The 25,061-nt window shown below is 55.0% G+C and carries 30 protein-coding genes and 2 pseudogenes; 13 read left to right on the top strand and 19 right to left on the bottom strand.

From position 1 onward, the window contains the following. Positions 1 to 11 precede the first annotated feature (11 nt). The 3 genes and pseudogenes from I3J13_RS26045 to I3J13_RS25940 form a co-directional block, all read left to right on the top strand. Positions 12 to 268: pseudogene (locus tag I3J13_RS26045) on the top strand (hypothetical protein). A gap of 128 nt (positions 269 to 396) precedes the next feature. Beyond that, entirely contained in the window at positions 397 to 672 is a 276-nt protein-coding gene (locus I3J13_RS08505; protein WP_065654519.1) for a hypothetical protein, read from the top strand. A 109-nt stretch (positions 673 to 781) separates the two neighbouring features. After that, positions 782 to 1,317, top strand: a pseudogene (locus tag I3J13_RS25940) (oxidoreductase); the annotation flags it as partial. A 200-nt stretch (positions 1,318 to 1,517) separates the two neighbouring features. On the opposite strand, the gene I3J13_RS08495 reads toward I3J13_RS25940, so the two are convergent. Both I3J13_RS08495 and I3J13_RS08490 read right to left on the bottom strand, forming a co-directional pair. Further along, the gene (locus I3J13_RS08495) at positions 1,518 to 1,838 is read right to left on the bottom strand and encodes a hypothetical protein (protein WP_174046928.1); all 321 of its coding nucleotides are present in this window, start codon (positions 1,836 to 1,838) and stop codon (positions 1,518 to 1,520) included. A gap of 13 nt (positions 1,839 to 1,851) precedes the next feature. Continuing rightward, entirely contained in the window at positions 1,852 to 2,139 is a 288-nt protein-coding gene (locus I3J13_RS08490) for a hypothetical protein (protein WP_065654517.1), read from the bottom strand. Between the two features lie 305 nt (positions 2,140 to 2,444). On the opposite strand from I3J13_RS08490, the gene I3J13_RS08485 reads away from it, so the two are divergent. From I3J13_RS08485 to I3J13_RS08475, 3 genes are all read left to right on the top strand, one after another. Next, entirely contained in the window at positions 2,445 to 2,780 is a 336-nt protein-coding gene (locus I3J13_RS08485; protein WP_065654516.1) for a hypothetical protein, read from the top strand. Positions 2,781 to 2,927: 147 nt separating this feature from the next. Further along, the gene (locus I3J13_RS08480; protein WP_065654515.1) at positions 2,928 to 3,209 is read left to right on the top strand and encodes a hypothetical protein; all 282 of its coding nucleotides are present in this window, start codon (positions 2,928 to 2,930) and stop codon (positions 3,207 to 3,209) included. A 133-nt stretch (positions 3,210 to 3,342) separates the two neighbouring features. Continuing rightward, positions 3,343 to 3,729 (top strand): response regulator, encoded by a 387-nt coding sequence (locus I3J13_RS08475; protein ID WP_206696133.1) that lies wholly within the window; start codon positions 3,343 to 3,345, stop codon positions 3,727 to 3,729. A 403-nt stretch (positions 3,730 to 4,132) separates the two neighbouring features. Here the strand turns inward: I3J13_RS08475 and I3J13_RS08470 are convergent, their stop codons facing one another. After that, a complete protein-coding gene (locus tag I3J13_RS08470) occupies positions 4,133 to 5,176 on the bottom strand; it encodes a hypothetical protein (RefSeq protein WP_196378530.1) in 1,044 nt (347 codons plus the stop codon). Continuing rightward, positions 5,173 to 5,517 carry a hypothetical protein gene (locus I3J13_RS08465; protein ID WP_196378529.1) on the bottom strand — a complete coding sequence of 115 codons (345 nt, stop codon included), beginning with the start codon at positions 5,515 to 5,517 and terminating at the stop codon, positions 5,173 to 5,175. The genes I3J13_RS08470 and I3J13_RS08465 overlap by 4 nt, the downstream gene beginning before the upstream one ends. A gap of 103 nt (positions 5,518 to 5,620) precedes the next feature. Here I3J13_RS08465 and I3J13_RS08460 point away from each other — a divergent pair, with 103 nt between their 5' ends. Continuing rightward, positions 5,621 to 5,887, top strand: a complete 267-nt coding sequence (locus tag I3J13_RS08460) for a helix-turn-helix domain-containing protein (protein ID WP_196378528.1) — start codon at positions 5,621 to 5,623, stop codon at positions 5,885 to 5,887. A gap of 24 nt (positions 5,888 to 5,911) precedes the next feature. Here the strand turns inward: I3J13_RS08460 and I3J13_RS08455 are convergent, their stop codons facing one another. Next, complete coding sequence (locus tag I3J13_RS08455) at positions 5,912 to 6,277, bottom strand: DUF3768 domain-containing protein (RefSeq protein WP_196378527.1); 366 nt, start codon at positions 6,275 to 6,277, stop codon at positions 5,912 to 5,914. Positions 6,278 to 6,282: 5 nt separating this feature from the next. Further along, positions 6,283 to 6,888, bottom strand: a complete 606-nt coding sequence (locus tag I3J13_RS08450) for a hypothetical protein (protein ID WP_196378526.1) — start codon at positions 6,886 to 6,888, stop codon at positions 6,283 to 6,285. Between the two features lie 436 nt (positions 6,889 to 7,324). On the opposite strand from I3J13_RS08450, the gene I3J13_RS08445 reads away from it, so the two are divergent. The 5 genes from I3J13_RS08445 (at position 7,325) to I3J13_RS08425 (ending at position 12,293) form a co-directional block, all read left to right on the top strand. Then, positions 7,325 to 7,819 carry an HIT family protein gene (locus tag I3J13_RS08445; RefSeq protein WP_196378525.1) on the top strand — a complete coding sequence of 165 codons (495 nt, stop codon included), beginning with the start codon at positions 7,325 to 7,327 and terminating at the stop codon, positions 7,817 to 7,819. Positions 7,820 to 7,912: 93 nt separating this feature from the next. Continuing rightward, complete coding sequence (locus tag I3J13_RS08440; RefSeq protein WP_196378524.1) at positions 7,913 to 8,386, top strand: NUDIX hydrolase; 474 nt, start codon at positions 7,913 to 7,915, stop codon at positions 8,384 to 8,386. An 811-nt stretch (positions 8,387 to 9,197) separates the two neighbouring features. After that, positions 9,198 to 10,361 (top strand): DUF2235 domain-containing protein, encoded by a 1,164-nt coding sequence (locus I3J13_RS08435; RefSeq protein ID WP_338081635.1) that lies wholly within the window; start codon positions 9,198 to 9,200, stop codon positions 10,359 to 10,361. Between the two features lie 137 nt (positions 10,362 to 10,498). Beyond that, on the top strand, positions 10,499 to 11,665 hold the full coding sequence (locus I3J13_RS08430; protein WP_196378523.1) for an MFS transporter: 1,167 nt from the start codon (positions 10,499 to 10,501) through the stop codon (positions 11,663 to 11,665). A gap of 172 nt (positions 11,666 to 11,837) precedes the next feature. Next, positions 11,838 to 12,293, top strand: a complete 456-nt coding sequence (locus I3J13_RS08425) for an ArsR/SmtB family transcription factor (protein ID WP_196378522.1) — start codon at positions 11,838 to 11,840, stop codon at positions 12,291 to 12,293. Positions 12,294 to 12,369: 76 nt separating this feature from the next. On the opposite strand, the gene I3J13_RS08420 is transcribed toward I3J13_RS08425, so the two are convergent. Further along, positions 12,370 to 12,585, bottom strand: coding sequence for a hypothetical protein (locus I3J13_RS08420; protein ID WP_137006064.1), 216 nt, complete (start codon positions 12,583 to 12,585; stop codon positions 12,370 to 12,372). 383 nt (positions 12,586 to 12,968) lie between these two features. Here I3J13_RS08420 and I3J13_RS08415 point away from each other — a divergent pair, with 383 nt between their 5' ends. Then, the gene (locus I3J13_RS08415; protein WP_196378521.1) at positions 12,969 to 13,550 is read left to right on the top strand and encodes a hypothetical protein; all 582 of its coding nucleotides are present in this window, start codon (positions 12,969 to 12,971) and stop codon (positions 13,548 to 13,550) included. Between the two features lie 20 nt (positions 13,551 to 13,570). Here I3J13_RS08415 and I3J13_RS08410 read toward each other — a convergent pair whose 3' ends face one another. The 12 genes from I3J13_RS08410 to I3J13_RS08355 all read right to left on the bottom strand — a co-directional run bounded on the left by I3J13_RS08410 (position 13,571) and on the right by I3J13_RS08355 (position 24,982). Continuing rightward, entirely contained in the window at positions 13,571 to 14,386 is an 816-nt protein-coding gene (locus I3J13_RS08410; protein WP_196378520.1) for a hypothetical protein, read from the bottom strand. Between the two features lies 1 nt (position 14,387). Next, positions 14,388 to 14,813, bottom strand: coding sequence for a hypothetical protein (locus tag I3J13_RS08405; protein WP_149743284.1), 426 nt, complete (start codon positions 14,811 to 14,813; stop codon positions 14,388 to 14,390). Next, positions 14,810 to 15,022: a helix-turn-helix transcriptional regulator gene (locus I3J13_RS08400; RefSeq protein WP_149743285.1), complete on the bottom strand. Its 213-nt coding sequence runs from the start codon at positions 15,020 to 15,022 to the stop codon at positions 14,810 to 14,812. The genes I3J13_RS08405 and I3J13_RS08400 overlap by 4 nt, the downstream gene beginning before the upstream one ends. Positions 15,023 to 15,261: 239 nt before the next feature. Then, positions 15,262 to 16,269, bottom strand: a complete 1,008-nt coding sequence (locus I3J13_RS08395; protein ID WP_149743286.1) for a hypothetical protein — start codon at positions 16,267 to 16,269, stop codon at positions 15,262 to 15,264. Continuing rightward, on the bottom strand, positions 16,221 to 17,420 hold the full coding sequence (locus tag I3J13_RS08390; protein ID WP_196378519.1) for a tyrosine-type recombinase/integrase: 1,200 nt from the start codon (positions 17,418 to 17,420) through the stop codon (positions 16,221 to 16,223). The genes I3J13_RS08395 and I3J13_RS08390 overlap by 49 nt, the downstream gene beginning before the upstream one ends. A 257-nt stretch (positions 17,421 to 17,677) precedes the next feature. After that, complete coding sequence (locus tag I3J13_RS08385) at positions 17,678 to 18,781, bottom strand: agmatine deiminase family protein (RefSeq protein ID WP_196378518.1); 1,104 nt, start codon at positions 18,779 to 18,781, stop codon at positions 17,678 to 17,680. A gap of 178 nt (positions 18,782 to 18,959) precedes the next feature. After that, positions 18,960 to 19,889, bottom strand: coding sequence for a sugar phosphate isomerase/epimerase family protein (locus I3J13_RS08380; RefSeq protein ID WP_196378517.1), 930 nt, complete (start codon positions 19,887 to 19,889; stop codon positions 18,960 to 18,962). Positions 19,890 to 19,944: 55 nt separating this feature from the next. After that, a complete protein-coding gene (locus I3J13_RS08375) occupies positions 19,945 to 20,886 on the bottom strand; it encodes a sugar phosphate isomerase/epimerase family protein (RefSeq protein ID WP_196378516.1) in 942 nt (313 codons plus the stop codon). A gap of 78 nt (positions 20,887 to 20,964) precedes the next feature. Further along, positions 20,965 to 22,137 (bottom strand): Gfo/Idh/MocA family protein, encoded by a 1,173-nt coding sequence (locus tag I3J13_RS08370; protein ID WP_196378515.1) that lies wholly within the window; start codon positions 22,135 to 22,137, stop codon positions 20,965 to 20,967. An 82-nt stretch (positions 22,138 to 22,219) separates the two neighbouring features. Further along, positions 22,220 to 23,122, bottom strand: a complete 903-nt coding sequence (locus I3J13_RS08365; protein WP_196378514.1) for a sugar phosphate isomerase/epimerase family protein — start codon at positions 23,120 to 23,122, stop codon at positions 22,220 to 22,222. A gap of 24 nt (positions 23,123 to 23,146) precedes the next feature. Beyond that, a complete protein-coding gene (locus I3J13_RS08360) occupies positions 23,147 to 23,968 on the bottom strand; it encodes an ATP-binding cassette domain-containing protein (RefSeq protein ID WP_003519613.1) in 822 nt (273 codons plus the stop codon). 9 nt (positions 23,969 to 23,977) lie between these two features. Beyond that, entirely contained in the window at positions 23,978 to 24,982 is a 1,005-nt protein-coding gene (locus tag I3J13_RS08355; RefSeq protein WP_162936062.1) for an ABC transporter permease, read from the bottom strand. Positions 24,983 to 25,061: the final 79 nt, after the last annotated feature.

Below are 25,061 nucleotides of genomic sequence, written 5' to 3'. Positions count from 1 at the left end.
CAAGGCAAAGATTGCAAAAAACCAGAAACAATGACCTTGCCGATCGCCGCATCGCGGTCTTGGAAGCAAAGTCCGCTTTTTGGAACGCCTATCACGCGATAAAGGCCGCCACTGGCCCTGCCAGAATAGAATGGCAGGCGGAGCAGACGAGGGTCCCCGTGCGAGGGAAGAGCGGCGCATTAGGCGCGGACGGATAAAACACGACGAGGCCGCCCGCAAGGCCGAGCGCAATCGGCGCTACGCCAATTGCAAGGCAAGGCGGCTATAGTAAATGGCTTGGTCACGTCCGGTCACCAATCAGGCTCTTTCAGCAGTTTCTTTCAAACCGTTGTAATCCGCAACCGACAGCGTGGTGCAAACCGCCGCTAAAGATTCGTCACACCGAAAGGGATACCCATGGCAGACAGTACCGGCGACCTTCAGGCACTCAACACGGCATGGCAGATCGCAATCCAGGAAATCCTGCGGATGGTCATCCGCGACATGTATCATGCGGGCGGAGAGGAAGCCTTTCTGGCGAACGTCAAGCGGATCGAAGAGGGCGCCGTCGACAGCATCTATTCCGACCTGCGGCTACGCGGGACGAATGAATGGACGGAAACGCTTGTCAAGGATAATGCAAGTAACTTTGTAACCACGCTGCTGACATCGTTCACATATGATCGAATCTAATGGAAGACGGGGCCGTGCGTGAGCCGCGCCGCTGCTGTTCCGTACAAGCATTTTGATAGGTTGGGCTTTGCGCGCGGCAACTCGCTCGCCAGCGTCTGCTTTCAGAAACTATATGGTGGAGGTTCACGCCACCAATGTCCGAACGGACGCCTATGGCGGCAAGGTGGAAAACCACGCGCATTTGATGCTCGAGGTCACGGCCACGGTGGTGCAGGAAATCGGCGCCAAGCGCACTGTGCCTGATTTCGCCGCTTTCGCCAGCAAATGGCATTTCCTGTAGCGATTCCCAGGCGCAATACGAGTATATCATCGATCAACTTGATGCTCTCGGCATCGCGTACGTTCATGTGGTCGAAGGCCCAACGTGTGGCACGCGCCACGTTGCACCCTTCGACTACGGATCGCTCCGCCGCCGCTTCAGCAGTGCATATATCACCAATAATGGCTATGATCTCGATCCGGCGACGTCGCATCTAGCCGAGGGAACGGCGAAACTGATCGCCTTCGGACGTCCGTTTATCGCCAATCCTGATCTCGTCGATCGACTACAAAGCGGCCCCCCTTGGCTGAAACAATCCGGTCACACTTTATGGCGGTGCAGGTTGTGCGGACTGTTCCGGCTTCACCGGGACTTCCGGCAGTTAAGCGATCAAGGCGTTGTACCTCGGTGCGGCTCCCGTGATAACGATCATCATCAATCTCCCACAATTCCCAAGGCTGCGCGGCCACAGGCCGCGCGCCAGATCGAAAAAAGCTATGGCCACCGTCGCATCAGAGAACAAATGTCCGCACCCATGACCAGTAATGTGTGATGGGGTTGATGAAATCAGGGGGGAGTCCGCGGGCTATCTTGCGGCGGGGAAAAATCTTATGAGCTGTGTCTTCATAAGCGTATCTCGACTTGCGGCATCTAAGGAGATGCAATGTTCAATATTTGCACGCAAATCCGCAGGCACTTCTGGTCCGCCGGCTTTCAGGAGCTTGTCGCCCATCGCGAGAAGAGCCGCCAGTTCGACACCACATTGGGACGCAGACATAACTGTTGCTCCTGCCGGACCGGGTCGTATTTCTTCAAGGTCGTTGCTGGCGGTATAAAGCGTCAACAGATACCAGATCAGAAAGAAAGCGGACCAAAGCATCATGCTTCCAAGAACATATGCGCGCACAGGTGTTTCCCCGTTATCTGCCGAACTCCGGAAGGCCTTGGATTGCGTATCTCGCGAGTGGTTTGCGAGCTGGCATTCGTTCTCGCTTCTGCACCCCGAACAGGAACAGCATTTCTCCTTTGAGTTTGGAGGGGTCGGTCATTCCACCCTGAAAAAGATCAATTATCTTGCGAGTGGCCTTGTTGAATGTCCGGTCGTCATCCAAGCGCGTATCGCTTTCAAAGCCTGCATCTGACAATAGAGACCGCAACATATTCAGATCGTGAGACGAAATCGGGCCGTATTCTTGTGCGGAAGACATCGTGTCCTCCTTTCGTTGGGGCCAAGGGATTTCACCTTGAAGCGGTAACGCCCTTTAAAAAAGCTACCGAAGAAATCAGCCTGCGCGTTTTGAGTTTCATTAGCAAGGGAATTCCAATGCACCAGAATGCAGCCGCCGCTCAATGATGACCAGCGAATGGCTGGCGAACTTCGCTTGATGTTCTTCCAAAACCGTATTCGCTTGCGTCTGGAGCTATTCAGGCGCACTGTAAAGTGTCGGTAGCGATGTCACGGGCACTACTGGTTGAGGGTCGGTTACCCTGGCCCCAACGAGAGGAGGACAATATGTCTTCCCACCCCAGCCTTGTAGCCATCTCCCCAGAGGAGATGGAGATGATCCAGTCAGTTTTGAAGCGAGCAGGCTATAACGCCACGTTGCTGGGCAATGACCAGCGACAATTCAATACGGCCGCGTTTCTTGTAATGAGACTGTTTCTTGCGGGAGAAACATCTGCAGATGCTCTCGCGGCACAATTGAAACGCCGTCTTGGAAATGCGGACTCACTCAAACAATCCTATCAATCACGGCCTGTTGTTGAGGCCGTCAGAAGTGTTCCGCGCAACACGATATACGTCCTCAACTTTTTCAGGAAGGCGCGTGATCGATCGATTGAGGGTTGATGAACAGTCCTGGAGGAACGAAGACGGTATTGTAAGGAACCCCGTCGCCAATCCTTCTCGGGGTCCGAAATCCACTTAGTTGAGAATGACAGTTGAGGATAAACGTTGCGGCTCCGTGTGAATTACGTGTCAGGAAAGAGTGAGGGTATGAAAGAAAGAAAGACATACAAAGAAATCACCTTCGCGAACCCGTTCGTACTGGATGGACTGGTAGTTCCTTTGGAAGCTGGAACATACCGTCTGGTTGTCGATGAGCAGCTTATTGAAGGTCTCAGTTTTCCTTCGTATCAACCCGTCGCTACACACCTTGAGATACCCGCTATCTCCGCCCAATTAGTCAAGCGCCAATTTTTGCAGGTGTCCGCGGAGGAAATAGAGGAGGCGCTGCAAAAAGATACCGAATCGCAATGCGGCGAGTCCGACCAGTGATCAAAACGTTTCACCCGTTGGTCGGTGAGTGCGCTAGTCAGTTTGTGCGTAAGCGGTAATACGACGCTATTTGCACGCTGCTTAGTTTTCTCCAGACAAAATCTATCTCCGGCATAGCGCGGGCGAGCGCAAAATGAGTAAGAAGGATATTCCTGTGTTACATGCCTTCAGAGGCAAAAAACTGATAGTGGTAGAGCGGCGTGCACCAGTGACGGCAGCATGTCATGCGCAGCTTACTGCCGCCGGAGCCATCGTTGCAGGCCCTGTTTCCTCTGTCGAGCAAGTCTTGAATCTGCTGGAAGCCGGCGATGTCGACGGGGCGATTATTGACATCAAAGTTGACGTAGAAATGATGTTCCACTTAGCCATGCTTCTTGAATCAATGGCGACGCCGTTCGTTTTCGCATCTTTCCTCGACGTGAACTCGGAAGGCTACACTTTCAGCGGTGATAGGGAGCATCTCCGCAAGATAGCGGGCGCTCTTTTTGGCTCGCCTGGATCAGCGTCAACCCTCCATTGACGTGGTCTCGTTAAATAGATGGCGTGGTTGGTGCTCTACCACCCGGCACGTTCTGTCAGAGGATGGCCGGACTTAATCCAACGGGTGAAAGGATGGCGGCATGATATACAACATTATGATTGGGATCGATTTGGCGAAGAACGTTTTCCAAGGTTCATGGAGCTTCGCTTTCCGGAGAGGTCGGGTTTCGGCAGAAGCTGTCTTTTAAGGTCTGGTTACTGAAAGACAGCTATCCGATAAATGCGTCCACCAGCGGACAGACCGCTGCCGGCCACATTCAAGATCTGTTGAGATTTTACCGCACTTGCTCAAGTGGCAGACGACAGCACGGCTTTGGAGCGGCTGGATTCGTTACATCTTCCTCAGGTGGAGATGCTCCGTGGCGTGGAAATGCCTGACGATCTTACCTATCCGTATCTTCCAAGCAGGCATTCAGCTGCCAAAACGCTCCTAACGCTCCGTCTAGATCGGTGGTGATGACTGTGCCCTTGTCATCGGTAACCGTAAGCGTCTTTTGACCCGATATCATCTGGTCCACAAACGCCGTTTTGAAACCGGAAAAACTGTGCCAACCGAAATAGTCGTTAAGGTCGCCTTCGGAAGCGACAGGCGGTTCATTATCCACCTTCCATGAGGTTTTGACGCTGCCGTCAAAGCCACCATTCTCGACAAAACCTTCAAGCTCATGCCCACGCGCCTTCATGAAGCCGATTGTGATATTGCCGTTCTTCTTCTCCGCGTAGCAGGTTTCGCCCCAATCCTCCTCGCGCCTGCTGAACTCCCAAGCTGAGGGTGCGGAAGGCACCGAAGGATCGGTTTTGGGTGGTGCCGCGAACGGCGACGTCGCTTCGTCTTCCGATGAGAACAGTTTGGGCCCCAGCTGCTTCAATGCGACGTCGCAGTCATTCAGACCCTCGTTCAGCGCATAATAGTCCCGCTTGTTGATGGCTGGAATAATCCAAGGCTGTTCGTTGCCTTCGAAAGTTAATGCCATTGCTGAGGGCAGTTTGGGGGAGAACGCGAAGCTTGTTGCCAGAGCAATGCCGATGGCGCCGTCTTCATCCTCAGAGTAGCTAACATATAGCTCCTCGGGGGAAATCACACCGAGTTCATATGGTGCCGGGCTGAGAAAATTTACGCCGACCTTCACCTGCGTGGTTTTGCCAACCGGCAGGTTCCAGCCGGTTTTTCGAATGCGGAGGCCGCGAGCGATCTTATCAACGCCAATCAGGCGCGTTTCAATCGACAACGACCGGCTAGGCCAAGCCGTGGTCCGCAATACACACGCCGGTTTTGCATCTGCATTCTCATCAGACTGGGTGAGCAGCAACTCCCACGGAGTGCCCTGAAAGTAGAAAGTTTCCTTCGCAGCTACGGCAGGGTTCAACAATCCAGCGCCGAGCAGCCCGACAGTGGTCAGCGTCGTAAGTCTTTTAATGCGGATCATGCTGCTGCCTTCCTCCGCTTGGCCGAGCGCCACGTGAAGAAGCCCATGACGGCGAGCACGAGAGCAATCACGCCCCATACCGACATATCCCCGAATGTGCCTTGCGATGACGCGATGAAGGCCATCAGGGCGGATACGAGGAAAATAACGGCACCCACCAGCGGCAGGCCGAAGGAAAACGCGCCACCAATCACCAGCAGCACGCCTGTGAGCATGCCGACCGCGCCTGCGCTGCCTGTGGCCTGATCGTTCAATAGGCCGCTTCCCGCCGTGACTGCGCAGGATTGCAGCAGCACCAATAAGCCGAGGAAGAGCCCGATAATTCCGACTGCGATTTTCATAAATACCCCCTTAAGTGAAGTGATCGAGTCAATGCTCGTGTAAGATTAATATGGGACTGTTGGTCCGTCGATTGTCAAGCCGTGAATATGGCTTTCTGCGCGTATGGATGTTCGCAAAACAATCGGCTGGAACTTACGCCGCCTGCGCGTTGACAAAGGCCTCTCGCAAGAACGGCTGGCTTTAGAAGCCGGTATCGACAGGTCGTATGTTGGGCGGGTCGAACGCGGTATGGAAAACGTGACTGTTTCGACGCTTGAAGCAATATCGCTCACCCTTAACGTCCACGTATCGGAGCTCTTTGCGGTCGTTGATGACAAGTTGGCTTCGCCCATGCCATTGAGGTCGGGGCGAAAGCCGAAGGCTGGGTGACCTCCTAAAGGTGAAGCCGTCATTTCAATACTCATCTGCCCGCATGACGGTGAGTACCCGGCAGGTCACGTCGTCATCTGCCGGATCGGATGATCCGAATTGCAGGTCGAGGTCGTAGTAGTCGATCTTCCAAAAGAACACGGCGTCTTCAAGCGTGACCGCGCCGAAATCATGTTCGCCATAAGGGTCGTTATCCCGTGAGAAATCATCGAACGCCTGCACCGCCAGTATGACCGCTTTCTGCTGATCGGCGCTGAGGGTGGTGACTCCCGGTGTCAGCAGTACCCGCCCGCCGGAGAAGCTTTTTCGAAAAGCGTCGTTTTTATCGCGGATGGCTGCGGCCCGATTGGCCGCACCCTCGCCGATCTTCTGTTTCAAAGCGCAGACCATGGCGATCACTTCTCGACATAGGCAGGGTGAATGAGGGCCACCTGATCGACGCGGCGAGTGAAAGGCAGCATGTCGAGATAATCGCGCCACTTGAGGCGAAGCCCCGTATCACCATCGATCTTGACGACGGTGGCTTCATACCACCCCTCCAAAGGGCCTTCAGTCGCCAACACGAGGCTACCCACGGTCAGCTGGTCCCAGCTTTCGGGCATATTTTTGGGCGGAACAGGGTACTCGATTTCGGCGGCGGGCTTCTCCGGCACCACACGCGGTTGCTCCAGACGTTCGCGCTCCTCATCGGATAGGTGGGCGGCGATGGCCTGATAGAGGTCCTGCTTCACAAAAGGCACGAAGGCCTTGCCGCTATCGAACAGCTTGCCCTGCGGCAACCGGCCGAGAAACGCCCTGAGTTCGTCGCCTTCCACCTTGAGCGCTACCATGCCCATCAGTTCGGCGGCTTTCTCAGCTGCACGGGTGTCGGTGGCGGGAAAGAATGAGGCGTGGGGCCTGCCGTTGTCGTCACGGCCAAGGATGATGACGGGGCAGGGCAGGGTGACGGCAGGGGTGGCGGGTAAGGCGGTGGTTGTAGGTGTAGTGGGTGAAACGTTCATGGCTGTAGCTCTCCAAAACAAGAAGAGGGGCCGAACGGCCCCTCACACCAGCAGCAGCGCCGGCGCGTTATGGTATATCATTACAATCAAGGATTGTCAAATTTAGAAAAAATACAACCCCATTGTCCGCTGGCGTGGAGCTCTCCCGGAGCGCGTTTGCAACAGTGAAAGTAGGCCCGCTTACTCTACGGTTCGGACGCGACAGCGATACAACACAAGGCCGCTTGGTCGGCACTACAAAGCCAAAAGCTCTGATTCCCCAACGCTGCGTTCCGATCAAAATCGCATTAGCTTGTTTATGCGCAGTGCAGTTCGGATTTGGAAGGTTGAGGAAGGGGTAAGGTGCCCTGCCGTTCACGGCTGACTATTAGTTTGCTCATACTCTGCGCCAAAAACCAGTCATTGCGACCGCGATTGTGCCTGATAAGGTGAAGCTATGAGCAAAGACCACAGCATTCCTCCCGAGTACCAAATCGCCCAGACTCCGAACTGGTCAGTGAACCACAGAATAGATTCGGCGCTCCCCGGCTACCTCATGATTGCTGCGACCCAATCCACGAACGATCTGAGCGATTTGTCTTCCGAAGCATTAGGATTGATGGGTACGGTGTTCGCAAAGGTCCAGCGCGCGCTCAATGTGCTCGGTGCCCGACGGGTCTACATCGGCCGTTATGGGCACTCCCCAGGATATCCGATCCATTTTCACGTAATCCCGATCTATGAGTGGGTGGAAAACCTTTTCAACAAGGATGATCGCTACCGCCTACTTGCGCAGTTTGCAGACGGGCCTAGAGAGAGACCGGCTGATGGCGCGGAACTGACATTGTTTGTCTGGCGTGAATTTTGCGAACGAGTTGACCCGCCGTCCATCGAGGGGCCGTCGGTGGTGGAGACTATCGCCATCCTACGTCAGGCCATCCAATTTTCGTGACAGTGGGTGACGGTTTCTGGCTGACGGCAGGATGCGCCAGCGGCGGCCACCGTAAAAGTCAGAAAAATAGGTATCGATCTAATAGGGAATTTTATGGCTGAGATTCCAATCCGTTGCCGAGGCGTGTCTGTTGTTCTTCTTCGTAAAGCTGAAGCCGAAATTGAAGTCCTGTTATTGCGCCGAAATCATACTCTTGTTGGCGAATGGTGCCAGATTGCCGGTGGCATTGAGGATGGTGAGAAGGCTTGGGAAACTGCGCTGCGTGAGGTGAAGGAGGAAACGGGTTTGACATGCGCGCGCCTATATTCAGCAGATATATGCGAGCAGTTCTATGAGGTGGACCGCGATGCCATTACTATGGTTCCGGTTTTCGTCGGCTTCGTCGATTGGGGCGCGCAAGTTTTCCTCAATGAAGAACACAGCGAGTTCCGCTGGACGCGGCTAACTACCGCGTTCGACATGGTACCTTTTGCAGGCCAACGCCATGTTCTAAAGCACGTAGAGGCAGAGTTCGTACAACGTGAACCTGTAGAGCACCTGCTCATCTGGGAGCTGCATAAATTCTGATTCTGTTCCCTTTACCCAGTATGTGATGCGCGATGTTTGAACCACCGCGTTTGTTCGAGACACCCCCAATAACGCTGCACGCTTCACCGTGGCTTACGGCAAAACGCGAAAAGTGGGCTTGAATTTTCCGGGCGCACCGTCAAAAACAAGAGAATCGTAGTCATCTTTGTCGGCGGGGTGTTGTGGAAACGAAAACTTATTATTCGAGCCGGTGGTTCTCCGTTTTTGTAACGGTCGTTTTACTTCCTAAAACATTGGCCCTAGTCTCTATTTCGTCTTTGAGTCATATTTCTGGTATCGTCTTCGGCCTGATATCTTTAATGTTTGCTTGGTTCTCTACGATTGGCCTGTTTAGCATATTCAAGCGCTCCAGGGTCACCCTCGCCCCCAAAGGCTTCACGGTTCGGCGCGTGTTAAGCAAGCCTGTTTTTGTTGCGTGGCAGGACGTGAAGTCAATCCACACAATATATATTAGGGGTTTCTTTCCAGTCGTTACATGGCGACCGAAGCGAAAGCCCGAACGGTCACCTGTGCTGAGTTTTTTATTTGATGGTCGAGCGTTCCCGGTCCGTTCAGGGATTTATGCAAACTCTTTTCTCAAAGAGTTAGAGAAGTTTCACGAAGCTTATGGTGGTCCAGACGGTCAAACGTTCGGAGCCTATTAAGCCGGATACCTGCCGGATGTTCCTGACTGCGCAGACGCGCCAAATCCTCGTCAAGTTTGCTCTGCCGCATCAAGGTTGATTTTCGTCCGGTTGGTTTGTCCGACTCACTAGCGTCGCGTATAAAAAGCTGTCGTAGGAGAGAAACCGTGGAATTGTTGAACACACCGCCGTTGTCACCGAAAAAGAAGCTCGCGATCTTTTTAGACGGAACGTGGAATGCAGTCGGTACGAACACGAATGTTTGGCGCCTCCGCTCTCTTTGTGCAGACAAGGATGCCGACGGCCTGCAACAGCTTCGCTACTATGACTCTGGCGTGAATGGCTTCATCGGAGGCGGTTGGGGCAAAGGCCTCACCGAGAATGTCCAGGAGGCTTACAATTGGCTTGTCGAGAACTATGAAGATGGCGACCAAATCTTCATTTTTGGCTTCAGCCGTGGAGCCCACACCGCGCGGAGCCTCGCGGGCTTCATTTCAATATGCGGTCTTCTGAAACCCGGAGGAGCATTGGGGGTAGATCAGCTATATGAGCGGTACCGCAATGATGATGACCGCACGATCTATAAACTTCCCACGTTTGAACCCAAGACCATCACGCTTGAGGAGCGGTGGATGCTGAAATACTCCCGCCCGGTGGCAATCGAAATGGTCGGCGTTTGGGACACCGTGGGGGCGCTCGGCGTTCCCGCTTTTAGCCTTGCTGGCATCAGCAGTTCTACACTGAAGTTCCATCATACAGGCCTTCGCATACCGGTCAGGCACGGGTTTCATGCGCTAGCGATTGACGAACATCGAGCGAAGTTTGCACCAACGCCATGGACAATCAGAAGCAAGGCTGGAAGCAACACGGCGCAAATGAGGTCGATAGAGAGTGTTGAACAGCGCTGGTTCGTCGGTGCTCACGCGAACGTCGGCGGTGGTTGTTTTAATGATACGCTCGCCCAAATTCCGCTGAGATGGATGATGCAAAAGGCGTCAAATCTTGGACTGGCTTTTCGCAATGAACTTGAGCTGGAGGGCGACGAGCATTTGGGCTCGGTTTCGGATTCCTATAAGGAGTTCCTAAAAGGCGCTTACTCCTGCGTGAGCAAGAGAAGTTATCGTCCTGTTGCACCTGAACCGTTCGTAGGGCCGACGGGCACCCACACTAGAGTCAATGAAACAATTGACGTTTCAGTTTTTGAACGATGGCGGGACAACTTCGATTATCGGCCGCCAAACCTGATTGATTGGGCGAAGCGGAAAAAGATCGATCCAGTCGACATCCAAACTTCCGTTTTAGCGAACTCGCCGACTGTCGCCGCGCCGTGACTGAGACGCTTCCCAGAACCCAGCCGGGGTTGGTGCCAATTCGAAGCGATCTCCCCAAGTCTGAGCGTCTGGGGCCAGAGATTCGGTATTATCGTGGTTGTTATCTGACCGTCACACTTCGGCTCTACCAGTGAACAATGCAACGTCACCTCTTTGTATTATTACTCCTAGCGCTGACCCAGATCACCGGCTGGGGCGTTGTGAGCGTTTTGCCCGTGATCGCGACGACGGTCGCGGTAGAATTCCGAACCTCGCTGCCGATGATTTTTGTCGGAACCTCTGTGATGTTCGTCGCGATGGGGCTCGCTGCCCCTTGGACAGGCCGTGCGTTTCGCAGACTTGGACCGCGTTCTGTCATGGCTACTGGAGCCGGGATGATCGCGGCCGGGCTTTGTCTGCTCGCGCTGTCTCCGGACCTTTTGGTATTTTGGGCCGCTTGGATGTTGGTCGGGATTGCAGGCGCGAGGTTTCTGACGACGTCAGCCTATGCCTATATAGCGGACTACGCAGAGGATCGGGCGCGGAGTCTTATCGGCACGCTGATGTTGGTAACTGGGCTGGCGGGTAGCGTCTTCTGGCCCATCACTGCCTTTCTCGACGGTGTGGTTGGATGGCGTGCGACAGTTCTTATCTACGCTGGCATCATGGCATTGGTCATCTGCCCACTTGTTTTAATCGGCCTGCCGGCGACCCGTGCCGCGACCGCGCCGACCACCAACAAAGGAAGTGCTCGCAAGGGTCCTGTTTTTGCCCTTCTTGTGACCGCCATCGCTCTGAACAGCTTCGTGACGTTTGGCATTGAAGCTGTAGGCATTCAACTTTTGCAGGCGACCGGAATGGACCTTGCCAAAGCCGTCGCGATTGCCTCGCTTCTGGGGGTGTTCAAAGTGGGCGGACGCGTGGTTGACCTGCTGGGTGGGCAACGATGGGATGGGTTATCCACCGGGCTTGTGTCCGGCGCAATGATACCCGTTGGTCTTGCTGCAATGTGGACAGGTGGTCAGGGCGTCCTGACGGTAGCAGGGTTTCTCGTGATCTTTGGCGTCGGAAGTGGGGCTTTTGCTGTTGCCCGAGCCACGATGCCGCTCGTTTTTTTTGAGAAAGCCGACTATGCCGCCGCGATGGCAACCATTGCCCTACCAATGAATCTGATCAACGCACTGGCACCGCCGGTATTGGCTGCGCTCATGGCGTGGATGGGGGCGCATGCGGTGTTTGCGGTGCTTGGAGGTCTCAGCGCGACGGCATTTATGGTTTTATGGCAACTCAACCGCAAGCGGTCGTGGAGCACCGTAGCCGAGTGATTGCTACCGACGAACTTTTGTTTGACGTCCTCAGTGAGGCAGGCGAGGAGGAGGCGAATATCTGCGGCAGTGGGAAATTGACGAGTTAGAGAAGCCTGAATACGATTAGCCAATCAAGCTTCTATATTTTTATGAATTCATATTGAAACCGGTAATCTCAAAGAGATTTTGAATGAACCAAAAACGAGACAACGCCTGTTGTCGATCTTGGCCGGATCAGCCTACAGGTAAAATTCTGCACTTTCGAAAAGACGGAAATCCACGCAAATGTTATGACGAAGCCCACGGAAATCTGCGGGGGCGAGCCACTATGCATGGAGCGGTTGAAGACAAGAACGCCGAATATCTTCAACGGTGTGGCGAGGTGCTCAACATCCTGTCGAACGCAAAGCGCGTCGAGGTCGTGCTAGCACTGTCCAAGAATGAGCAGAGCGTGAAGCAGTTGGCCCATCAAGTCGATTTATCGCAATCAGCGCTTTCTCAGCATCTCGCAAAAATGCGCGAGGCGGGTGTTGTTGAAACGCGCCGTCACGGCCTTGTCGTCTATTATCGGCTGATAATGCCAGAGCTTATAGGGTTGTTGAAAGAGGTGGTACTTTTCGTGAAAACGAATTCAAAAAAGGCATGACCACCTGCATTCCCATCGTTGAGGAATCCTCTAACTTTCACTACCTGTGAATGCTTCCACCATCGCTGATGGTAGGTCAGATAGCAGCCAGACAGTCCGCATCGGAATGTTCTTCACCCCGCAGCTTTGCCAAGTCCTCATCCATTTCGCTGAGCCGCATCATATGTGCAGTGATCTGCAATGAGATGATGTGCCGATCATCTATCGAAAAACGTTCCCACCTCTTGAGATTGTCTATGACCTCGATGAGGTCGAGGCGTTCTCGTTCGAGTTTCTCCAAATTCCAGATCATCGCAGCCGGGCTCCCGTTTCGACTTGCGTGAAACGTAGCATGCCGGGATCGGTTCAAACCGATAAGATTTAGCGTAAATTTTATCTAAATCTCCGCTCGGCTTTTCCAGAGAAACTGCAGGTCGGCGCTTATCCGCGCCTGCGAGTCCGACGCCAGCTGCAAAAATCCCCTAGAGACGCCGCCGTAAATAACGGTCGGCATAACGCCAATTACATTTGCAGGCCGCAAGGTCGTGCGTGGAAGCGCCACGCGGGACTTTGCCTGCTTCATCTGGAGACACAGATGCTGCGTTCGCAAGGGCAAAGCATATGGGCCAGCTGTACCCAAATTACCCTACAGACACACCCCCACACACAATCAAACTAACCAAGGGAGATATGCTTATGCATACCCACACCCACACCCATACCCATACCCATACTGATACCCAACAGATACTCGATGCCTACACCCAGATGGTGGAAGAACGAACAGCAGGGGGGTGGGAAACTTACATGGTCACGTTGATGTTCAACCCTTTGGCAGGCAGCGAGAGCGCCAAAAGGCAGCAGATGCGTCGGATTACGGAGAACCTATATGCCCTCCTGTTGACCCGCTTCGTGAGGCGTCCTCACAACACCCCGATAGTGGAGATGCCATTCTGGCTTGCCAGTTACGACTGGCCAGTGCGGAAGCTGTCTGGCTGGACTGCGGCTGACAGCATGATCAACGACGGGATGCATATGCATATTCTCGCAATGATTCCGCCCAACGGACGTGAGGGTCGTCGTCTGACTGACGTTATCGCGAACGCACCCACAAGCTTTCTGATCGGAAAGACTGCGCCGCTTTCCCGCATTCATGTGATGCCCATCGAAAAGACCTTGGCGCGGGCCGCAGCATACACCCTGAAGTCGGTGGACAGAAAAAGAACGACCCCGGAAGATGTGATTATCCTTCCGAGGTCGAAGAGCGAGCTTCAGTAATATAAAGACGATGAGGTCGATCAGCCCTTGTCCGCCGGTGGCACAATGGGTTTCACCTTGTGCACCAGCAACTTGAAGGACGCGCTGATGCTTTCGATGGTCGCGGTGATCTTGACCTTCTCACCAACCTTATAACGCGTAAGAGATTTTTTCGAGTTCTTGAACCTCATAGTCCCGGGCCAGTCAAAAGCGGGATCGCTGGCCCGGCGATCAGGCTGATCGAGATCATGCGTTTTTTCACTTTTCTTATCAGGACCCGCGTTAGCCGCGCGGGTCTTTTTCGGTGCATTTTCGGTATCGTCTTCCTCAGATCGACGGCTCTCGTTACTGTCGTTCTTGTCGTCATTATGCTCTTTCTTTTTCTCCTTTTTTTCCTTCTTATGCTTGGCGTATTCTGCAGCGAGTTTTTTAAGACCTTCCTTTTCGAGGCGATCCTCGAGATCTTCACCTCTGAGGCCTTCCTCCTGCACCAGAAGGGCAACGGCGTTGTAGTAGAAGCTTGCCTTCTTTTGTGCACCCTTGCCGGGACCCACCATGAACTTTATGGCAAAGCGCACGGCTTGATCGATTTGGTCTTCTTCCGGTCCCCCAGACTCCCAGGAATATTTGCAAAAGTAAGCCCATTCTTCTCTATCGTCTTGCATCTCCAAGCCGATCTCGACTGCAGCAACGATATCGGATCTTATGCCCTTGCGATGCTCTCGACGGCGTTCTTGATGCGCGTCATGGAGTGCCAAGATTCTGGCGACAGCTGTGTCGTCATTTTCAGTTTTTTTCGGACAATCCGATTTTTTGGCGGCGATTTTCGACCGCGTTAAGTGAGCAGCAGCTGCCATATCATTGGCCCTCCAGGTAATCGTAGCCGTCCTCAGCTCTTTTGATTAACTCTTTGAATTCGGAAACCAAATAGCGGAGGCGGCATTTGTGCTGGTGTCGGACTTCTGTTCTTAAATCGCCTCTTCCGTTGATGATTGCTTCGAGAAAACTGCAAATTTGCGCCAGTAACATCTCCATCTCTTCCTCGTCATCGCCGCAAGACCACCCGTATAGGGGGCGCGGGCACTGATAGGTATGATGAATGAGATTTGAGCACATTCGGCGAACTTGCTTGGGAGATTTGCGCTCGAGTACGTTGTCCAGCTTTTGCAACTCACCGCAAAACTCGATCATTCCGGAAACGACAATTTGGGCTTCTTCCGACCTTTCTTCTCGATATGCCCGTTCCGGAAAGCTTTCATCATCATCAAGGAAACCAGGAGTCATGCTGCACCGCCTTCCTGTTCTAGGCGGTCGATGAACGCGATGATTTCGGAGGCGCGCCATGCACGCATACGGGGGCCGATTTTGATTCCGGGCGAGATTCGGCCGTCGCGAACCATCATCCAAAAGGTGGATTTGCTGACCCCTAATATGCCATCTGGTTTTGCAATTTGATCCACTCGAAGAAGCTTGTGATGTGCTTTTATTTCCATATGTATTTTCCTTTTTGTTTCATCCGTATTGGATGAAAGGAAAATAGACCGTGGGCTTTTCTGGGGGAATTTCTCCGAGAGTTTCTGAAGATCTCCGCGGAAATTTGGAGAGGATTAACCGCCTGAAAAGATTAATCTTTCTCTCTCCACCTGAATACCGAGATGTGGAGAAACCGTGGTGGGGGACGAGTAGTTGCTTCATTGCTGAGACGGAGTAGCGCCGCCTTCTGCACAAAACTTTAACGCACGTCGCGGTTCAATCTTGCACGGGTGGCCCTTGCCTTTTGGATTAGCCGCTTCTTATTGACGTCTCGATCCGTTGCCGCCGCCAACTCCTCTGGTGCAAATGGGAATACATCGAATTCAAGAGGATTTATTTCTCTTAATGGCTCCGCGTTGATTTTATACAGTGTTGGCTCGTGCATTTTTAGCAAAACATGGTCACAGACATAGCGAGCGCGACCTAAGAGAAGCGGAATGAAATCACGTTGTTCTCGATAATCAAAACTTCCATCATGCCATTGGTCAGATAAAACGCCGTCGGCGACAACGATTGTGCTCGCCGCATAATTCAGCGCTATCGTGTGCTTCATAACCGACCAAACGTCATAGATTGAACTTTCGGATGCCCAAAAGTTGTCAGTATCGACCTCTTGCTTAACTGCATTTATTCCACGCCTAACGCTTGGTTTGATGTTCAGGTTGGGAGTTGAAGCCCAATAGTGGCAATAGCGCATGAACTGGAGGACACTTACTGTAGCCCGATAGTCAGAATTAACGGCATCGTAAACTTCGTCTCGACTAGCGGCATTTGTGCCTGCTATCCCACCAATACCATTATAGAGATGCTCAATAAATTGTGGACCTGCAATAAAATAGCGGGCGAAAATATCCTGCTCAATCATAGTCCCGAAAGGAAGTTCACTGGCCAAATCTTCCGCTTCCTCAAGAAGCCGCCAAACGGTGTCAGAAACCAAATCGTATATTAGCCCATCTGACGTCGAATCGATTATCCAGCCGCAGAACGCTGTATAGACCGCTTCCTTGTGTCCGTAGAAGGAGGGACGGTCGTCGGCTAGGAGCTGAACAGCTCTAAAAGCGTCAAAGTCGTCTAATAAATATGATTCAGCAAAAAGCGGCTCGTCCGCAGGGCGCTCAACAAAATTCGCCTCACAGGCCATGTCCGTAAGCTTTTCGGTTAACCGTTTGGCAATGTCGGGTATTTTGAAAACAGATGCTTTTCCCATTCGGCCATCAACTCCCGTCGCTTTTCAAATAGATCGCCACGACGGTAGGCTGCCTCAACTTTGTTTGCAATCGCGTGAGCTAGGGCCATCTCCACCACATCGTGTGGGTGATTAGTCGATTCTGCAGCCCAATCTCTGAAAGAAGACCGAAACCCGTGAGCTGTGACATCAAGCTCCATAGTCCTTAGTATTTTGAGGAACACCATATTTGACAGCGGTTTGCCGCGCTTTTGTCCAGGAAACAGGTAGTCGGTATCCGATGAAAGTTCCTGTGCTTCTTCCACTATCTTGACCGCTCGATTAACAAGGGGAATCCGATGCTCGCGCTTTGTTTTCATCCGCTCGGCAGGGACAACCCACACCTTTTTTTTGAGGTCGAACTCATTAGGTTTCGCGAGAATGGTTTCACTTGTACGTGTCGCTGTCAGGATGAGTAACTCGAATGCCAGCTTTGATATCAAGTTACTGTTAGAGGCCTTTAACCTGACAATGAAATCCGGGATTTGTGCAAATGGAAGTGCCTCATGATGTTTGACTAATTTTGATTGCTTTGGCAGCCCCCTCGTTACACCCTCCACCGGGTTGTCGCCGTCTCGGAAGCCTGAAGCCTTCGCCCAATCAAATACGTTTGAAATGCGTTGGCGGACACGTCGTGCGGTCTCTGGCTTGTTTAGCCAAATCGGAGACAGTACCCGCAGGATGTCCGGCGTGTCGATTTTATCTATCCGCATGTCGCCGATGATTGGAAAGGCGTATTCTGTCAGCGTGTTGATCCACTGTTGAATATGTTTATCATTTTTCCATGCTAATTTGTGCTCGGTATGCACGGTTTGGGCCGCCTTCTCGAAAGTTGGGTAAACTCTTTTCGCTTGACGCTTAGCGGCGAGAGGGTCGTCGCCTTGTCGAGCTGATTTCCTGTATTCTTGAGCTTTTTCTCGCGCTTCCGCCAAGCTCACCAATAATAGACTTCCCAGCCCCATGTCGGTTCGCTTACCTTGTATGGTAACTCGCAGCATCCAACGTTTTGCACCGGATGGATCGACAATCAGGTATAAGCCGTTGCCATCAGTATATCGACCCGGGGTGGTTAGCTGCTTTATCTTCAGCGCAGATAGCGCCTTTTCGGGATGTTTCCCCGCCGGTTTAACCATAGTTCTCTTGAAGCCCCACAAAATACCCCACATAATATGCTGGATTTTACTGGCTTACAATGCATGTGAGTGGATGATTGAAAAATACATGATATTGATTTTAAATAGTTTATCAAATGACGTTGTGCGTCTTAGTCTTCTAATTTGGCGGCCACCCTCTCCGCCATTATCGCTTAATCAATACTTTTCGTGGATTTGACGCCATTTCGGCATCGTGGTTGCGGCGCCTTTGGTCGTCACGAGTGCCTGTTCCCATGTCAGACCTTGGGTTGCTCGTGGGTGGCGCAATGGATGCCGCCGCCCACTTCACCCAACGGATCGATATTCAACGTGATTATCTCCCGATCTGGATAGAGCTTGCCAAGAACGGTTGCGGCTCGTTCATCGGCTTGCCGGTCGCCGAATTCGGCGGCGATTACGGCGCCGTTGCAGACATAATAATTGACGTAGGAAGAGACAAAATCGGGGCTATCCGCACGGATGTCGTAGGGTTCCGGCAAAATGACCATCTCAAGCTTGCGGCCCTCGGCATCGGTGGCGGTGGCCAGGATATTATGGGTCTCGAAGGCGGCGACCGACCAGGGGTCGTCGGGATCGATTTTGTCCCCCATCTGAATCAGCAATTGCCCCGGCTTGACGAAGCGAGCCAGTGCATCGATGTGATAATCGGTGATGTCCGCACCGATAATGCCCGGCGCCCAGATCATCTTGCGTGCGCCCATCGTGTCCAGCAGCATCTGCTCGATCCGGGTTTTGCTGTCCTGATTGCGGTTGGCGTTGACGAAGCTGCTTTCATGGGCGATCAGCGTGCCGTGACCGTCTGTTTCAACGCCTCCGGCCTCTCCCACCAGTCCTGCATCGAAAATCTGAAGGCCCATGCGTTCGGCTATCCGCGCGGCAATACGGCCATCGGCGCTATGGGTCTGTTTGTTGCCCCAGCCATTAAAGTTGAACTGCGTGATGGCCAGTCCGCCCTTGCCATCCACAACAAAGGACGGTCCGGAATCGCGGCACCACAAATCATCGGTTGGAATATCCCACAACTCGACGCTACGCGACACTTGGCTGCGGATCGCGCCATGGTGCTGCGCTGCGGCCAGCATCACCACCGGTTCGAATTCCGCGATGGTGTTGGCGATTTTTGCGATGGTTTTCTGAAGATCGTCGAGGAAATCAGGCTCATCATGCACGGCGGGGTTCACCGGCCATTGCATGAAAGTGCGCTCATGCGGTTCGGTTTCTTCAGGATACCAGAAACCGGCGGCACGCGCCGATGAGCCTGTCGCATGGCTCTGGTCTGACAAGGTTGAAAGACCGGTGGCAGCAGCGGCAAACAGCAGGGCCTGGCGACGGGTCATCATCGTATCACCATGAAAATAAAAAGAAAAATGTCGATCATCTCGCGGTGATACAGGTTAGGTTTGCTGACAGGTGCTGTCAACAGGGACGAAATTGCCTGCAAACAGGGCCATTTTTCAATGCCGCGGCTCTCGGCCGCTATTGCCTCTGCGAAAGGTGCAACGGATTTGCCCCGTTTTCTCAGAACCCACACTTGGCGAGAAATGCCCTGCTGGCCGCCAGATCGTCCAGAATGCCGCCGGCATTGCGCGGATCGCGCTCCTGCTCGATGGTGATATAGCCGCCATAGCCGAGTTCCGTCAGAAGGCTGCGGATGGCTGGATAATCGATTGAGCCGCGACCGATCGGGCACATGACGCCTTTGGCGCAGGCGTCGAAGAAGCGGATGCGTTCTGCCATCACCTCTTCGAAAACCGTGGCGTCGATATCCTTGAAATGAATATAGTCGACACGGTCCCAATAGCGGCGAAGCGCGGTGACGGGGTCCATGCCGGAATAGGCCATATGGCCGGTGTCGAGGCAGAGGCCCGCCAGATCGGCGGGAATGTCCTCGACGATCTGCTGCAACTCATCGGCAAATTCGATGTAGCCGCCAGCATGGGGGTGGATGGTGGCGCGCACGCCATATTTTTCGCGGGCGAGCGTTGCGATGGCGCGGATGTTCTCCACCATGCCTTTCCATGCGCCGCCATCGAGGCGCGGCGCGCGGTCGGAATGGCCGGCGGCATAATCCCGCTCGTCATGTCCCCAGTCCATCACCGTCAGATAGGGGGCGGAAAAGCGTTGGCCGGCATGGGTTTCCGGTTTCGGCAGGCGGGTGATCAGCGCGCAGATCTCGTCGGTCTGGCGCAGCAGATTGTCGCGGTTTTCCGGTGAGACCAGATCGTCGAAGATCGTGCCGGCGACGATCTTCAGGTCGCGCTCGTTGAGCGCTTGCGAAACACGCTCGAGGTCGAGCGGCAGATAACCGTAGGGGCCGAGTTCCAGCCCGCCGAAACCGGCGGCCTTCGCCTCGTCCAGCACCTTTTCCCAATGGGGCAGATGGGGATTTTTGACGTCGTCGACGCCCCAGCAGCAGGGAGCGGTGGTGATGGTGATCCGGTTGGTCATGGCATCCTCGTGGCGCAATTGACGCCGGGCCGCCTTGTGCGGCCCGGAGCAGATATCAGCGGCTGATGGTGGCTTGCAGGGCGTCGATGGAGGATTGGATGCCTGCCTCGGTGGACATGGTGAAATCTTCCATTTCCAGACTGACCCAGCCATTGTAACCGGCCATGCGCACCACGGAGAAAAATTCCTTCCACCATTGCAGATCATGGCCGGCACCCACCGCCACATAGTTCCAGCTGCGGTTGGCGACGTCAGTCACCTCTTTCAGCTCCAGCAGGCCGTTCACATCCGCCAGTCCGCGTTCGATGCGGGTGTCCTTGCCGTGGCAATGATGGATCGCACTGCCGAGTGCACGGGCGGACGCGATGGGATCGGCCCCCATCCACATCAGGTGCGACGGGTCGAGATTCATGCCGACCGTCGGGCCGACCTCATTGCGCAGGCGGAACAGGGTTTCCGGGTTCCAGACGAGCATGGCCGAGAAATTCTCGAGCGCATATTTTTCGACGCCCGCTTCCCTGGCGAGCTTCACAAGCCCGTGCCAGAGCGGAAAGGCGCGGTCTTCCCATTGGTAACGGTCGCGCTCCGGCATCTCGTTCGGCCAGCTCTTGGTGTAGACGAGCCAGTTCGGCACGGTGTCGCCCGGTGCTGCTTCCGGCAGGCCGGACATGGTGACGATCTTCGTCACGCCGATTTCGCCCGCCAGCCGGACGGTGTCCTCAATCTCCTTCAGGTGGCGCTTGCCCATATCGCCGGGATCGAGCGGATTGGCGGAGCAATTCAGCGCAGCGATTTCGAGGCCACGGGCCTCGATTTCCTTGAGCTTGGATTTGAGAAGCCCCTTATCCGCCAACAGTTCGTCGGCCCGGAAATGCGGGCCGCTTGACCAGCCGCCGCCGGTCATCTCGATGCCTTCGACACCGAGCGCGACGCATCTGTCGAGCATATCGGTGAAGGGCAGGCTTGCCATGACGTCAGTACAAATTGCGAGTTTCATCGTTCATCTTTCCGAGGAGGTATGGGGACGCGCCTGAAGAGGAGGACGGGAGAGTTGTCCGGCGCGCCCCCAAGCTGGTTAAGCGAAATCGACCCAGGCGCCGCCGGCATCGGCCGAACGGACGCAGTTTTCCAGCCAGCGAACGCCTTCGGTGCCGGCCGTGATGCCGGGATAATGGTGGGTCTTCAGAAAAGCCCTGTCACCGCGATTTGCCGCGTCGACAGCCTGAGCGATCCAGAGATAGATGTTCGACCAGCTGTCGCCGAGACCTTCGGTGTGCAGCGCGCCCATGCGGTCGATGGCGAGGCTTTCCTGTTCCAGATAGGGCATGCCGTGATGCAGGATGCGGCCGGGCTCGCCCTGAACCTCGTAGATCAGCTGATCGGGATGGGAATCCGACCATTCGAGTGAAGCCCTGGAGCCGACGAAACGGTAACGTTGCGATCCCATATTGCCGGCATTGACGGAGGAGACCCAGAGGCGGCCGCGTGCGCCATTGTCATAATGCATCAGGACGGTGGCGTGGTCTTCCAGCGGCGCGCGCGTGGGGATGAAGGCCTTGCGGTCGCAGAGCAGGCGTTCCACCTTCATATGCGGCAGCACGACTTCCGAGAGATAATAGAGATGCGTGCCGATATCGCCCAGCACGAAGGTCGGGCCAGCGGTGCGGGGATTGGTGCGCCATTTGACGGCCTCGCCCGCGCCCACATCGTCGCCGGCATTGAAACCATGGGTATATTGCAGGTCGACGATACGGATGTCGCCCAGCATTCCCTTTTTGACCATGGCGGCCATCTGGTGGACGAGCGGATGCCCGGTAAAACCATAGGTGACGCCGACGATCAGGCCCTTCTGTTCGGCCAGCCGCGCCACCTCGTCGCATTCCGCCACGGTGAAGAACAGCGGCTTTTCGCAGATAACGTGCAGCCCGGCTTCAAGGCAGGCCTTGGTGATCTCGTAATGGGTGAAATTGGGGGTGGCGATGGAGACGACGTCCACACCGTCTTCGCGCGCCGTCTCGCCGGCAATCAGCGCCCTGTAATCCGCATAGCAGCGTTCCGCCGCCACGCCGAGATTGACGCCGAAGTCTCTGCCTCGTTCGGCATCGAGGTCGAAGGCGCCCGCGACGAGCTGGTAATTGCCGTCGCGCAGCGCGCCGGTGCGGTGCTTGTAACCCACCTGTCCCGTGCGTCCGCCGCCCACCATGGCCCAGCGCAGCGGGCGCGAAATCAGTCTTTCTCCGTTGATCATGTCAGTCGTCTTTCCATTTGATGTTGTGAATGGCCGCGGCGGGAGGCGGGGTCCGCCTCGGGCTTGGCGCCGGTTTACCGCGTCATTTCTTGAAATAGAGGTCGATATAGTCCTGCATCTTGGCGCGCATGAACCGGCTCGATTCATCGGCCCTGTCCTCCCAGGCGAAGACGCAGGAGGTCATGATGCCGTCGAAGCCGATTTCGGAAAGCGTGCCGAAGAAGTCGTCCCACGGCACCTCGCCCTGGCCGATATTGAGATGCTGGTGCACCCGCGCCTGCGTGCCCGGCGGATTGAGGATATAACGAAGCCCGGAACTGGCCTTGTGGTTGAAGGTGTCGCCCACATGCACATGCGCCAGCACATCCTTGGCTTCGCGCAGCATCGCCTTGGTGTCGTCGCCGAAATAAAAGGTATGCGGTGCGCAATAGAGGAACTTGACGTTCTTCGAATTGACGGTGCGGATGATGTCCAGCGCCGGTTGCAGCGTTTCGCACCAGTCTTCCGGATGCGGCTCGACATGCAGGTTGATGTTTTCGCGCTCGAATATCGGCACCAGCTCTTCCATCGAGCGCCACCATGCATCCTCGCAGGCCTCGATCATCGAGCCGGTATGGCAGCAGTAGCAGGAGCCCTTGTCGGGATGCGGTCCGCGGCCGAATTCGGAGTTCATCGTGTCGACCTCGAGTTCGATGGCGATCTCGATGGCCCGCTTCCAGTGTTTCACCGCCGCCTGCCGTTCGGTCTCGTCATTGGAGGCCCAGCGATACATGGGCAGCAGCGAGGCGATGCCGACATCGGCGTCCTTCAGCGCCTTCTTGAACGAGCGGATGCGCTCGGGAAAGACGCGCGGCGCCTTGAACCATTCGAGGAAATCCGCGCGCGGGCTGAGTTCGATCCAGTCGTAGCCGAGTTCCTTCACTTTGGCCGGAAGCTCATCGAGGCTGGTGAAACGATGCATGTGGGGGTCGATGGCGATCTTCATCGGTCTTGATCCTTGCTTTATGTCTTAATTCGAGGGTGGCTGCGGCGGATGGCCGTCATGGCTGGCCATGTAATTTTCCACCTCGGCACCTAGATCGGCGAGTGCCTCACCGCCGGCCATCAGATCGGTGATTTCCTCGCGGGACTTCTCGCCCTTGCGGAAATTGGCGGCGACCGCGCCTCGGATGAGCACGGCGAAATGGTCGCCGACGGCAATGGCATGGGTGACCTGATGGGTGATGAAGATGACCGCGATGCCGCGTTTGCGCGCTTCCAGCACGATGCGCAGAACGTGGGACGCCTGTTTCACACCCAGCGCCGCCGTCGGTTCATCGAGGATCAGAACGCGTGCGCCAAAATGCACCGCGCGGGCGATGGCGAGCGATTGCCGTTCGCCGCCGGAAAGCCCGCCGATCAGGCGGTCGCCGTCATCGATGCGGGTGATGCCGAATTCCTGCACTGCCTTGACGGCGATTTCGTTGGCTTTCTTGCGGTCGTAGATTCGGAAGGGCCAGAAGCCTTTGGTGGGTTCTGCACCGATGAAGAAGGAGCGGCCGATGCTCATCAGCGGGAAGGTTCCGCCGAACTGGTGTACGGTGGAAATGCCCATGCGCTGCGCATCGCGCGGTCCGTCGAAATTGACCGGCTTTCCATCCATCAGCACTTCGCCGGAACTCGGCTGGTAGACGCCGGCCAGCGTCTTGATCAGCGTGGATTTTCCAGCGCCATTGTCTCCCAGCAGGCAGAGCACCTCGCCGGCGCGCACTTTCAGCGAGATATCGTGCAGAACATCGATCGGGCCGAAGGATTTATTGACGTTTTTAAGTTCGAGAATGGGTGTCGACATCGTCTTGCCTCACTTCTTCTTCGGCGAATAGGTGAGCGCCATGACACGGAAAGTGTTGTTCATCAGCACTGCCAGGAGCAGCATGACGCCTATGATGAGGCTCGACCAGTTGCGGTCAAAAGCGGTGAAATAAATGCCCTGATTGACGATGGCGAAGGTAATGGTGCCGAGAAAAATACCGATCACCGAACCGAAGCCGCCGGTCAGCAGCACCCCGCCCACGACGACCGCGATGATGGAGTTGAAGATGAAGGTCATGCCGGCCGAAACCTGGGCGACATTGAACAGGATCGCCTGACAGACACCGACGAAGGAGGCGCTGACGGAGGAAAGGACGAAAAGCGTCACCGTCAGCTTGTCGGTGGGAATGCCGGCATTGCGGGCACTCACCCGGTCGCCGCCCATGGCGAAAATCCAGTTTCCGAAGGGCGAATAATGGACATAGAAGATATAGATCGCCGTCAGCAACAACCACCAGACGATGCTGACCTGAAAACTGCCGCCGATGAACTGTCCGAACAGGAATTTGGCGACGGGGCCGGATTGGGCGGGGCTCAGCGCCACGCTGGTCGTGCCGGTCAAGAGCACGGAAAAGCCGAGGATCAACCCCTGCACCGCAAACAGCGTGCCGAGCGTGACGATCAGTGAGGGCACCACGGTCCGTATCACCAGAAAGCCGTTGATAAGCCCGACAAGCAACCCAAGGCAAAGCGCGCCGATAATGCCGAGCCAGATCGGCATGCCGTAATAACCGGAGATAATGGCGACCGTCAGCGCGCCGGCCGGGATCATCGCGCCGATGGAAATGTCCAACTCGCCGGAAATCATCAGCAGCCCGACGGGAATGGCGACGATGCCGAGATTGGCGGCGACATTCAGCCAGCTTGCGGCGCCGGCGGGTTTCAGAAAATCGATGCTGCCGAAGATGACGAAGAAAGCAAGAACGAAAACAAGGCCGAGAAAGGCGCCTGATTCCGGGCGGCGCAGAAGGTCGCCCAAAGAGAGATTTTTCACGTCGTTCACTCCAATATTGGCCCTAAGTGCCGAGGGGATATCCTCTGCCCGTCAAGCCCCGATCCCCGGTTTCGCCGGG

Origin of the sequence: Agrobacterium leguminum, assembly GCF_015704895.1 — a bacterium.
Classification (GTDB): Bacteria; Pseudomonadota; Alphaproteobacteria; order Rhizobiales; family Rhizobiaceae; genus Agrobacterium; species Agrobacterium leguminum.
This window is presented reverse-complemented; position numbering and strand designations above follow the sequence as displayed.